The 12,442-nt window shown below is 40.2% G+C and carries 12 protein-coding genes; 11 read left to right on the top strand and 1 reads right to left on the bottom strand.

Annotated features, from left to right (window positions below):
- Positions 1–113 precede the first annotated feature (113 nt).
- The 11 genes from FAZ25_RS00265 to mmuM all read left to right on the top strand — a co-directional run bounded on the left by FAZ25_RS00265 (position 114) and on the right by mmuM (position 11,786).
- Complete coding sequence (locus FAZ25_RS00265; RefSeq protein WP_004904248.1) at positions 114–917, top strand: 2-keto-4-pentenoate hydratase; 804 nt, start codon at positions 114–116, stop codon at positions 915–917.
- Entirely contained in the window at positions 910–2,274 is a 1,365-nt protein-coding gene (gene brnQ / locus FAZ25_RS00260) for a branched-chain amino acid transport system II carrier protein (protein ID WP_048801570.1), read from the top strand. Before FAZ25_RS00265 ends, brnQ begins: the two co-directional genes overlap by 8 nt.
- 112 nt (positions 2,275–2,386) lie before the next feature.
- On the top strand, positions 2,387–3,016 hold the full coding sequence (gene upp, locus FAZ25_RS00255) for a uracil phosphoribosyltransferase (RefSeq protein ID WP_036058363.1): 630 nt from the start codon (positions 2,387–2,389) through the stop codon (positions 3,014–3,016).
- A gap of 372 nt (positions 3,017–3,388) precedes the next feature.
- Positions 3,389–4,531: a PTS transporter subunit IIC gene (locus FAZ25_RS00250; protein ID WP_004904244.1), complete on the top strand. Its 1,143-nt coding sequence runs from the start codon at positions 3,389–3,391 to the stop codon at positions 4,529–4,531.
- A 28-nt stretch (positions 4,532–4,559) separates the two neighbouring features.
- Positions 4,560–5,732, top strand: a complete 1,173-nt coding sequence (locus tag FAZ25_RS00245) for an ABC transporter substrate-binding protein (RefSeq protein WP_100665376.1) — start codon at positions 4,560–4,562, stop codon at positions 5,730–5,732.
- Between the two features lie 11 nt (positions 5,733–5,743).
- Positions 5,744–6,622, top strand: coding sequence for a branched-chain amino acid ABC transporter permease (locus tag FAZ25_RS00240; RefSeq protein WP_004900420.1), 879 nt, complete (start codon positions 5,744–5,746; stop codon positions 6,620–6,622).
- 4 nt (positions 6,623–6,626) lie between these two features.
- Positions 6,627–7,607: a branched-chain amino acid ABC transporter permease gene (locus tag FAZ25_RS00235; protein WP_100665378.1), complete on the top strand. Its 981-nt coding sequence runs from the start codon at positions 6,627–6,629 to the stop codon at positions 7,605–7,607.
- Positions 7,573–8,358 (top strand): ABC transporter ATP-binding protein, encoded by a 786-nt coding sequence (locus FAZ25_RS00230; protein ID WP_192269714.1) that lies wholly within the window; start codon positions 7,573–7,575, stop codon positions 8,356–8,358. The genes FAZ25_RS00235 and FAZ25_RS00230 overlap by 35 nt, the downstream gene beginning before the upstream one ends.
- Entirely contained in the window at positions 8,355–9,083 is a 729-nt protein-coding gene (locus FAZ25_RS00225) for an ABC transporter ATP-binding protein (protein WP_004900410.1), read from the top strand. The genes FAZ25_RS00230 and FAZ25_RS00225 overlap by 4 nt, the downstream gene beginning before the upstream one ends.
- A 389-nt stretch (positions 9,084–9,472) precedes the next feature.
- Positions 9,473–10,885, top strand: a complete 1,413-nt coding sequence (locus tag FAZ25_RS00220; protein WP_192269712.1) for an amino acid permease — start codon at positions 9,473–9,475, stop codon at positions 10,883–10,885.
- On the top strand, positions 10,872–11,786 hold the full coding sequence (gene mmuM, locus FAZ25_RS00215; protein WP_100665384.1) for a homocysteine S-methyltransferase: 915 nt from the start codon (positions 10,872–10,874) through the stop codon (positions 11,784–11,786). Before FAZ25_RS00220 ends, mmuM begins: the two co-directional genes overlap by 14 nt.
- 91 nt (positions 11,787–11,877) lie before the next feature.
- On the opposite strand, the gene FAZ25_RS00210 is transcribed toward mmuM, so the two are convergent.
- Entirely contained in the window at positions 11,878–12,417 is a 540-nt protein-coding gene (locus FAZ25_RS00210) for an LURP-one-related/scramblase family protein (protein ID WP_004900403.1), read from the bottom strand.
- Between the last annotated feature and the right edge of the window lie 25 nt (positions 12,418–12,442).

Genomic DNA, 12,442 nt, shown 5'->3' with positions numbered 1-12,442 from the left:
CTGACAATTTGTTGAGCCTATCAGATATGATAGGCAGCTGATTTTCATGCAAAAGGCATGCTGCTTAAATTAAGCAGTATGCCTTTTTTGTTTTCTAAAGGAAGAGTGAGAATATGGGATTATCATTAGAACAGCAACAACTAGCACAGAAGTTATACGAGGCATGGGTGCATAACAAACCATTGCATCGTGACACTTACATCGGTGTGGTGAATGATTTTAAAACAGCCTATGATGTGCAAGACGCTGTTATGGCAAAAAAAAGCGAAGCCACGGCAGGATATAAAGTATCATTAACTTCACCAGAAACACAAGCCATGTTTGATACAGATGCGCCACTCTATGGCGCACAGGTTGCCAGTCGCTTTGTTACCTCGCCTTATACACTCGATTTAACAAAATATAATGAACCACTGGTTGAAGTTGAATTACAATTTACAGCTAAAGCTGATTTAACCCCAGAAATGTCCTTAACAGACCTTTTAGCTAATACAACTGTTGCGCCGACTCTGGAAGTACCAGATGCGCGGTTCAAAAACTGGTTTCCTAAGTTAGACAAATTTTTAGTGTTAAGTGATTCAGCAGTCGGTGGTGCTGTTGTTTCCGCTAGGCCACGTGATGGGAAACAAATGACGGTTGATGACTTAGCAACCGTTGAAGCAACGCTTTACCATAATGGCGACAAAGTAGCTTCAGGATTCGGTTCAGAAGTATTAGGGAACCCTTTAGAATCATTACAATGGTTAGTTACAAAACTGGCATCACAAGGTAAATTATTTAAAGCGGGCACGCGTGCTACTACTGGTACATTTTTACTACCGCCAACACTGAGAATAGGCGAGTGGCGCGCGACATTTACCGGCGGCTTTAGTGATGTTGTGTTAAATGTCGTCACGGAGGTGAGCGCTAATGCATGACAAAAAATTAACTTGGCGTGAATTGGTGCTAGTCGCCTCACTTATCTTTGGCATGTTTTTTGGTGCTGGTAATTTAATTTTTCCAGTACAACTTGGTCAACTATCGGGTGGTCATTGGGTATTAGCGACAATTGGCTTTTTAGTAACTGGCACAGTTGTCCCATTTTTAGCCATGCTGGCCGTGAGTGTCACACGTAGTCGTAGTGTTTATGATGTTGCAACGCCCGTAGGCCATTGGTTTGGTCTGGCATTTCTAGTAGCTATTCATTTAACAATTGGGCCATTCTTTGGAACACCGCGTACGGCTGCAACTGCTTTTTCAATGGGAATCGCACCGTTTATTGCGCCCAAGTATCAAAGTTTGGGTATGTTAATTTTCTCAGCATTATTCTTCGGATTAGCTTATTTTTTAACTGTCAAAGAAACAGGCTTGATGAAGTGGGTTGGCAAGTACTTGAATCCAGTGTTTATGATACTTTTGCTCATCGTCTTATTAATGGCTCTATTTATGCCAATGGGTAACACATCACAAGCTGTTAGTTCAGCCTATCAAAGTCATGCCACCTTTCAGGGTCTATTAGACGGATACAACACGATGGATGGCATTGCCTTGTTAGCTGTGGCTGTTTCTGTTGTTTATGCTGTCAGAGGATTAGGCTTTCGAGACCATCAAGTATCATCTGTTTTAGCAAAAGCAGGCTTATTAAGCATTGTTTCAGAAGCTATCTTATACACGGCACTTGTTCTATTGGGCGTATCCAGTTTGGGCCAATTTAAAGTTGCGGCAAATGGTGGGGATGCTTTTGCTCAAATTATCGCGCATTATGCAGGTAATTTTGGCACAGCACTAACAGGTGTAGTTGTGACTCTAGCTGTCTTTACGACCGCAATGGGATTATTTGTGTCTTTTGCACAAGATTTACATTTGGCTTTTCCAAAGGTGAGTTATCTATGGTTTTTACGTATTATTGCTTTGGGATCATTTGTCACGGCGAATGCAGGATTAACTAACATTGTGGCTTGGTCTGTACCAGTGTTAATGCTTCTTTATCCTTTTGCATTAGTATTGATTTTATTGTCTTTGACGGGCAAATTTTTCGATAAGTCACCACTAGTTTACCGAAGTGTTGTTGGCTTCGTGGCTATGCCAGCTTTTTTAGATGCTTTAGCTGCTTCTCCCTTCATGTCGAGTCACACCGCACAACAACTTATAGGCGCATATCATCAAGTCGTACCACTATCATCACTTGGTTTTGGTTGGGTTGTACCAGCCTTACTGGGCGCAGTGATGGGCGAAGTATTACTCGGCGCTAGTCGTGTCGCGCAAAGGCAAAATCAAATCATTGAAGGAGACTAATTTAGCATCTGTACTGGTTTCCAGAATAAGTTAATTTTTGTTATAATAGACACAGTAACTAACTTGGAAGGAAGAGCTGTTTGTCAATAATACACAGCTTGAAATAATAATCATGGGAAAATTTGTCGAAATGGATCATCCCCTCATCCAACATAAACTGACAATGATTCGAAACAAAAATGTTGGTACCAAGGATTTTCGTGCATTAGTTGATGAAATTGCAATGTTGATGACTTATGAAGCGAGTCGCGACTTGCAATTAGAAGATGTTGTCGTAGAAACGCCAGTGGCAACAACGACTAAGAAGCAGTTAGCTGGAAAAAAGTTGGCTGTTGTGCCAATTTTACGGGCTGGTTTAGGCATGGTTGATGGCATTGTTCAGTTGATTCCTGCGGCAAAAATAGGTCATATTGGCATGTACCGTGATGAAGAAACATTAGAACCGGTTGAATATTTTATTAAGCTGCCTGAAGATATTGATCAACGTGATGTTTTGCTCGTGGATCCAATGTTGGCAACAGGTGGTTCAGCAAAGGATGCCATTTCGGCATTGAAGAAGCGCGGTGCAAAGCATATCAAATTGATTACACTAGTTTCTGCACCGGAAGGTGTTAAAGCTGTTCAAGAAGCGCATCCCGATGTTGATATCTATACAGGTTCGCTTGATGAAAAGTTAAATGAGAATGGTTATATTGTCCCAGGGTTGGGGGATGCCGGTGATCGTCTGTTCGGTACGATGTAAAAAAGATAACACAGCTTGTGTTATCTTTTTTTATGAGAATATTCTGATTTTAAATAAAAGTGTTGACATTTTAAATTAACCTATGTATAGTAATACTCATAAAGAAACAGCAAGTAATTGCTCAACAAGGGAGACAGCACATGACTAATACATTCAATAAGCAAGTTAATAACGCACTTCTCCTCAACCTCCTTCTCATCTGAGTCTAGTAGGTTGTTATTTGAGCAAAATCAGCTACTAGACTTTTCGCAAGGTTAGTAGCTGGTTAGGAAAAATACGTGAAAACGTCCTAACGAGCAATCGTTGGGGCGTTTTCTTTGTCTCCAATGATTGCACTGCTCATTTGAAGTGTAAGTAAAGGGAGAAAACATTATGGCACAAAACGCGGTAGCAAATGAACGTCAAATTGACACGGAAAAAATTCAAGAAAAAGTTGGTGAAGCAAAGGAATCAGTTCGAGATTTGGTTTATAACACCTCAGCGGCAGTTTCAAACGCCATTTTAGTAACATTGGGTATGGGCTTGTTGTTACAAACAATCGCTGGTTTTATTCATTGGGCACCAATGGTACAAATGGGGGCAATCACTAAAGTGATGTTGCCAGCAGCTTTTGGAGCCGCAGTTGCATCACAAATGAAAACTAATACAATGGTCATGTTTAGTGCGATGGCAGCATCAACAGTTGGTGCAAATGCTATATTCTTTAGTAAAACAGCTGTTCAAGGTGTAACAGCCACAGGATTTGCTGGTACACAAGCTGTTGGTTCAACTATTATCACGACTGGACAACCGATATCTGCCGTTATTGCAGCCGTTATTGCTGTTCTGTTCGGTAAATGGTTAAGTGGTAAGACGCCATTAGATATGGTGATTGTCCCAGCGGCAACAACAATTGTGGGTACAGTTAGTGGTTATTACTTGGCAATGGTAACCACACCTGCCTTGGTAGCTATCGGTCACTTCATTGCTTCGAGTGTAGCCATCAACCCAATTATTGGTACGGCTGTAGTAGCCATGGTCTTTGGTGCTTTGACAATGACGCCTGCTTCAGCTGCTGCATTGGCAGTTGCCATTGGCGCGACTGGGGTAACCTCGCCAGAAGCTGCCGGTGCAATTTTAATCGGTACTACTGCTGTGTTTGTTGGTTTTCCAGCCATGTCTTTCCATGAAAATAAAATTGGTGCCACAATTGCACAAGGTATTGTTACACCGAAAATTCAATTTCCAAATTTAACAGAGAACCCAGCATTGATTGTGCCACCAATGATTGGTGCAGCAATTGCGGCGCCCATTGCAACAATGGCATTTCATGTGACGGCTCCATTTGCTATGGCTGGTATTGGCTTTAATTCATTCATTGTCCCCTTGGCATTGGCAGGATCAAATCCCGTTGCTTTTGCTGCTTATATGATTGTTGGGGTTGTTGTGCCGGTGATTGTATCTTTCATCGGTTACCGTGTGATGCGTAAGATGGGTTGGGCAAAGCCAAACCAGTTACACTTGGAAATGATTTAATATAACAAAAAATCTTGGGAGACATATCATGAAAAAAATTATTGCGATTATTGTTGCGTTTGTTGTCGTTATTGGTGGGGTAATAGGGATTGGCATCGCTAAAAAATCAGCTGATAAATCCAGCACTACCATTAAGATTGGTGGCGTATTTGACACATCAGGTGCCGCGGCGGCTTATGGGCAGGCTGAACAAAAAGGTGCAGACTTTGCTGTTAAACGTATTAATGCTGCTGGTGGCGTTAAGGTTAACGGTAAAACTTATAAGATGCAAATGGTTAACAAAGATAGTAAGTCCGATAATACCGAATCAGCATCAGTGACAACAAACTTGATTAGTAATAACAAGGTAAATGCCATTGTTGGACCCGTGACAACGTCTGCAGTTCAGGCAGCTGTACCAGCAGCGACAAAGGGTAAAACACCCATGATGTCACCAACCGCGGGTGCTGATAATATTACGGTTCAAAAGGATGGTAAGGTACAACCATATGTTTTCCGCGCACAGTTTAAAAATTCATATTTAGGCACTAAAATGGCGCAATTCACAACGGACACAGTGAAGGCTAAAGATGTCGTGATCTTCCAAGATAACTCTTCAGATTATGGTACAGGTATTACTAATGCTTTTAAGAAAGCTTATAAGGGCAATATTGTTGAGACGGATTCATATCAAGCTGGTGACAAAGACTTTCAAGCAATGTTGACTAAGATTAAGAACAAAAAATTCGATGCCGTTGTGATTAACGGCTATTATACAGAAGCAGGGGCTATTTTGAAGCAGGCACGAGATATGGGTATTAATGTACCAGTAATTGGACCTGATGGCTTGGGCGATCCAAAGTTGGCAGAAATTGCTGGTAATCAAAATACAAGTAATGTTTACTATGCTGCACACTTTTCAACGCAGGCGCCAGCGACAGATGCTGCAACACCATTCGTAACAGAGTATAAGAAAGCCTATAATCAAGAGCCATCACAATTTACAGCTTTGGCTTACGATGCTGTTTATATGATTAAACAAGCTATTGAAGATGAAAAGTCTACTGACAAGATGAAAATCACTGAAGGATTAGCTAAAATTAAAAACTTCAATGGTGTCACAGGGAAAATGACCATGGATGATTTTCATAATCCTAAAAAGTCAATTGTAATGGTTGGGGTAACAAATGGGAAAGATACCACAGCTACTGTGGTTAAATAAAGGTAAGTGCTTTGTCAAATATCATACAACAACTGATCAACGGTATTATTTTAGGTAGTGTCTATGCATTGCTGGCATTGGGCTATACCATGGTTTATGGCATTATTAAGTTAATTAACTTTGCACATGGCGATGTGTATATGTTAGGCGCTTATTTTGGTTATTTCTTTATTCAAGTCTTGCACCTTAATTTTTTCATTGCTTTAGTGTTATCAATGGCTGTTAGTGCGTTACTTGGTATGTTAATTGAATTCGTAGCCTATCGACCTTTGCGTCATTCACCACGAATTGCTGTCTTAATTTCGGCTTTAGGCGTTTCTTTTTTACTTGAAAATGGTATGAGTTATTTTTACGGCTCTGACAAAAAAGCTTTTCCACAAGCAATTCGTACTATCCAATATCATATTGGCAGTCTACAAATTTCAAATATTCAGCTGTTGATTATTTCAACGGCTATCACGTTAATGATTCTTTTAACAATTATTGTGCAAAAAACTAAAATGGGGCGTGCCATGCGTGCTGTGTCTGCTGATCAAGAAGCAGCCATTTTAATGGGCATCGATGTTAACCGAACAATTTCATTTACGTTTGCTATTGGGTCGGCATTGGCCGCTGCTGGTGGGGTGTTGATTGGTCTATATTACAACAATATTGATCCGCTAATGGGGATGACACCAGGTATTAAGGCTTTTGTTGCTGCTGTTTTAGGAGGAATTGGTTTAATTCCGGGCGCAGCTTTAGGAGGATGGCTAATTGGTATCTTAGAAACCATGACGCAGGCTATTGGGCTATCAGACTATAAAGATGCGGTGGTCTATGCTATCTTGATTATTATTCTGCTCTTTAAGCCAACAGGTATTTTGGGTAAAAACAAGCGGGAGAAGGTTTAAACGCATGGATAGAAAACATCTAAAATATACTTTGACTTGGGCACTGCTTATCACGATGCTCTTTGTACTGATTGAATTATTAACTGTATTCGATATTATTGGGCAGTATGGTATCACAATAATTGTGTTAATTGGCATCAATTTAATCGCCGCAGTTGGTCTTAATTTGGTGATTGGCATGTCGGGTCAATTTTCACTGGGTCACGCAGGCTTCATGGCTATCGGTGCTTATGCGACAGCATTAATGACGACAGCATTACCATCAATTTATGGATTTATACTGAGTATATTAGTTGGCGGCTTAATTAGTGGACTTGTGGCATTGGCTGTGGGTATACCAACGTTAAGGCTACGCGGTGATTATTTAGCTATTGCGACACTAGGGGTCTCAGAAATTATTCGAATCATTATTATTAATATGAAAATCACGCGTGGCCCTGCAGGTATATTTGGCATACCTGCCTTTGTCAATTGGCAGATGGTATTTGTCCTAAGTGTTATAGTAATTATCATTGTGGTCAATTTTGTGCGTAGTACAAGCGGGCAAGCAATTATAGCTGTACGAGATAATGATATTGCAGCAGAGTCATTAGGTATTAATACGACAAAATACAAAGTCATGGCATTCGTAGCTGGGGCAATACTGGCAGCGATTGCAGGTGGCTTACGTGCGAGCTTCATTCAATCAGTATCGCCACAAGATTATACATTTATGCAGAGCATCACTATTTTGATTATTGTTGTGCTTGGTGGTATTGGCTCGATTAGTGGTACCGTGGTAACGGCAATAATATTGGGCGTTCTCGATGTCGTTTTACAAAATTTTGGGACACTACGTATGGTTATTTATGCCTTAGTCTTGATTATTGTGATGATTTTTAGACCAAAAGGGTTATTAGGAACCACGGAATTTTCGTTACAAAAGTTGCTATTTGATTCAGGAGGATCACATGACCACAACGATTCTAAAAACGCAAGATCTTAGTATTAAATTTGGTGGGGTTACTGCGGTTGATTGTGTCAATATTGAAGCACATGATAATGAGTTGATTGGTTTAATTGGGCCAAATGGTGCCGGCAAAACGACACTATTTAACTTATTAACTGGTGTTTATCAACCAACACACGGCACGGTATCACTTTTTAATGGTGAAAAGTTGGCTCAAGTTAATCACGTGTCAGCTTATAAAAGAGCTCAGTTAGGCATTGCTCGCACATTTCAAAATATTCGTTTATTTAAAACACGTACGGTGATTGAGAATGTTTTAATTGCTATGACAAATCAAACGGCAGCCAAAACAATTCACGCTATTTTTAGAACGCCAAGCTTTTATCAACACGAAGCGAAAAAACGCCAACATGCTATGGCTCTGCTTGACATTTTTAATATGGCACATGTAGCTGATGAATTAGCAAGCAATTTACCTTATGGGCAACAGCGTCGTTTAGAAATCGTTCGCGCATTAGCTACAAATCCAAAAATATTGTTTCTTGATGAACCGGCTGCTGGTATGAATCCACAAGAAACCGCTGCACTAACAGCTTTAATTAAGCAAATTCAACAGCAATTCCAATTAACGATTATTTTAATTGAACACGATATGAATTTGGTCATGACGGTGAGTCAGCGTGTGTATGTTCTAGAATATGGCAAAATCTTAGCAACGGGGACGCCAACAGAAATTCAACAAAATCCAGCAGTGATTAAAGCTTATTTGGGGGACGATATGCCATGACACAATTACTAACAGTTAATAATTTAAGTGTCAATTATGGTGCAATCAAAGCAGTCCAAGGTGTCAGCTTGTCAGTTAATCGTGGTGAAATTGTGACATTGATTGGGGCAAATGGTGCTGGGAAAAGTACAATTTTGCGAACAATAGCTGGGCTCGAAAAAGTAGCTAGTGGCCTCATTACTTTTGAAAACCAAGGGTTCAATCGTATGCCTTCTGATAAACGTGTCCAAAATGGTGTTGTGTTAGTGCCTGAAGGTAGACGTGTTTTTCCAGGAATGACGGTACAAGAAAATCTCCAATTAGGTGCATTTTCAGTCAAAGATAAACATCAAGTACATGCCGCCTTTGATACTGTGTATGAACAATTTCCCATTTTAAAAGCGCGTTTAAATCAGGATGCTGCAACATTATCAGGTGGCGAGCAACAAATGCTGGCTATTGGCCGTGCCCTGATGGCTAATCCAAAGATGATTTTATTGGATGAACCATCTATGGGCCTGGCACCGTTATATATTCAAAAAATATTTGATATTATTGAAAATATACGTAACCGTGGTGTCACAGTGCTAGTTATTGAACAAAATGCAGCACAAGCACTACGCATTGCTGATAGGGGATATGTTATAGAAAGTGGTAAAATTATTGCCACGGATACCGGAGAAGCTTTATTAGTATCTGATGATGTGAAACGCGCTTATTTAGGTAGTGACGTTTTAATTAAATGAAACGTTTGACATTAAAATCTTTTATTGGTATCATAAAACTAACTTAGAAGAGATGATACTTATTATTATGGTAGCAAAAGAGAGCCGATAATTGCTGAGATAAAGGCCTGCCTGGATAAGTTGATGGTCTTGGAGTGTCATTGTCGTGAGCAAATCCCCAGTACAAGGTTTGGGATAAGGTTAGCGATTATCGGTTCAGCGCGATATAGCTCCATTTAATTCAGCAATTAAAGTGTGTCAGAATACATTGCATTGCTGTTTTTCAAAGGTGTGTTCTTGACACATAAATAACGGGTGGTACCACGAATCGTCATCGTCCCGCAGTCTAATGATATTTAGATTGCGGGACTTTTTTGAGCAATGACATGAGTAACATTAAGGGGGAAATTATGGCGACAACATTAAAAAGAACAATGCGGACTAGACATATTCAAATGATTGGTCTAGCAAGCGGTATTGGCACAGGATTATTCTTGTCATCTGCCTATACAATCCATACAGCTGGGGCACTTGGCACAATTATTGCTTACAGTATTGGCGCTTTATTAGTGTATTTGGTGATGTTGAGTGTTGCAGAGTTATCTATTGCAATGCCAGCTACTGGCGCCTTTCATTATCATGCGCAGCAGTTAATTGGTCCAGCGACAGGATTTTTTGTAGCGATTGCTTACTGGCTAACTTGGACAATTGCCTTAGGTTCAGAATTTACGGCGGCTGGTATTATCATGCAAAGGTGGTTGCCTAATTTACCAGTTTGGTCTTTTTCTGGTCTATTTCTGCTGGTGATTTTATTAAGTAACTTTTTTTCTGCTCGCATCTTCGGTGAGAGTGAGTATTGGCTAGCGGCAATAAAAGTCGTGGCTATTGTTATCTTTTTGATTGTTGGTGTCTTGATTCTGACCGGAATAATTCATTCACCACGTACGGCTTCTGCCGGCTTTCAAAATATTTTAAGTCATGGTGCTTTTCCAAATGGTATATGGGCCGTATTCACCACGATATTGGCTGTTAATTTTGCTTTTAGTGGCACAGAATTAATGGGTATCACAGCTGGTGAAGTCGAAAATCCTGAAAAAGCGATTCCTAAAGCCATTAAAGCAGTCTGGTGGCGGCAAATTATTTTCTTCATTGGCAGCATTGTTATTTTAGCAGCGGTTATTCCTTACGAAAAGGCTGGTGTGACTGAGAGTCCCTTTGTGACAGTTTTTAGTATGGCTGGTATTCCGTATGCAGCAGACATCATGAACTTTGTGATTTTAACAGGAATTTTATCTATGGCGAACTCAGGGTTATATGCTTCAACACGAATGCTATGGTCTTTGGGACATGAAGGGCTTATTTCATCAAAATTTACAGTAACTAATAAACATGGAATACCACAATTAGCTTTATTTGTGAGCTTACTTGGTGGAGTCTTGGCATTAGGATCAAGCTTTATGGCTGCTGGACAACTGTATTTGATTTTAGTGGAAGTCTCTGGCTTAGCAGTTGTCTTTGTTTGGATTGCGATTAGTTGGTCTCACTACCAGTATTATCTTAAATTAAAAAAAGCACACCAGTTAAACCAATTGCGATACCCAAAGTGGGCTTATCCAATCTTACCGCTAGCTGGATTTGCTGGATCATCATTATCAGTCATATTAGTCATATTTGACCCAGCACAACGCATGGCACTGTTGTGGTCGATACCGTTCATACTATTAGTGTATGGATATTATGCATTGAGATTTAAACTATTGAACAAAGATCAACACAAGCGCATTAAAATATCACAGGAGAGACAAGTTCATGACAAAGTTTAGTGAGTTATTATTACAAGGACCAGTAATTTTAGATGGTGGTTTGGGAAGTGAAATTGATAAGCAACATATTGCTGTGGCCAATAATTTATGGTCTGCTTCTGCACTAATACAGGCACCCAATCTTGTGCGTGATATACATCAATCATATTTTAACGCAGGAGCACAAATTGCTATTGTCGATACGTACCAAGCACACCCACAGACATTTGTGGATTCGGGCCTATCAGAAAATGAAGCCTATGAACTCATTGATTTAGCTGTTGCATTGGCACGAGATGGTTTGAAAAAATCAGAGAAATCATCAGGTATTATTGCTGGTTCAGTGGGACCTTATGGGGCGTATCTAGCCAATGGGGCTGAATATACCGGTGATTATGACCTCTCAATCCAGGCATATCAGGCATTTCATAGACAGCGAATAAAGCGCTTAGTGCACAATAATGTCGATATATTGGCTTTAGAAACTATGCCTAACTTTAAAGAAGCTCAAGCGATAGCGCTATTGTTACAAAACGAATTTCCTGAGGTTGAAGCCTATTTATCATTTGCTACCGAAGTAGGAGATCATTTGTGGGATGGCACACGTTTAGCACATGCTGTAGCTTATTTTAATCAATTCGAGCAAATTAAGGCCATTGGCATTAATTGTACAGCACCAGATAACATTTTACCTGCCATCATGCGAATCAAACCCAATACGGATAAAAAAGTAATTGTTTATCCTAATGCTGGTGAAGTGTATAATCCAGAAACAAAACGCTGGGTGACTAATAACGAACCAATTAACTGGCGACGATTAGTGCCGTTGTGGCAACATGCTGGTGCTGACATCATTGGCGGTTGTTGCCGAACAAGTCCGGAAGATATTCGTGAAATTCACGACATTTTACAAAAGCAATAAAGCCATCATGTTGCGTAAAAAAGCCTGAAAAGAGTCACGCTCTTTTCAGGCCTTTTTACGTCGTTAATGCGCACAGCGTTAGCTTTTGCGTTTAGTGACGACAATAAGTTAGTTTGTAATTTTCTGATTGGCCGGGTAGCCATTTAAAACGCGTCAGTGGATTAGATTTTGTCCCCCATATATCGAGTAACGCGGCAATCGCAATATGAACTGGTGCTTGGGAGTCAAAGGTCACAGTCAGTTGATTATAAATACCGTCAGGACGAATGTTAGGCTTCACGGAAAGTAATTTTTTGGTATTATGGGTAGTGAGGTATCGACCAGCCATAAAATTGCCAGAGATTAGCCAGCCAAGTTGACGAACATAGACAAGATCGCCAAGATGACCGAGGGTGAAACTAATCGAGCCAACTGTGTGTCCACGATAACGTAATGAAAAGCGTGGTAACATGCCATAAGAAGTTTGTTGAATACGCACTAAAACACGACCGGACATATCCTGAACATGCAATTCATCATGTTTTTTCCCGGTACGGCCAGATACTAAATAACTTGCTTGAAAGTTTTCATCAAACACGATATTGACGCCGTCATCAATGCTATGCCGTTGTCTTAAATAATATTTTGTCATGATCGCCTCTTGCACTCATTTTAAC

Origin of the sequence: Leuconostoc sp. LN180020 (assembly GCF_014844115.1) — a bacterium.
In the GTDB taxonomy this organism is placed as follows: Bacteria; Bacillota; Bacilli; order Lactobacillales; family Lactobacillaceae; genus Leuconostoc; species Leuconostoc citreum.
This window is presented reverse-complemented; position numbering and strand designations above follow the sequence as displayed.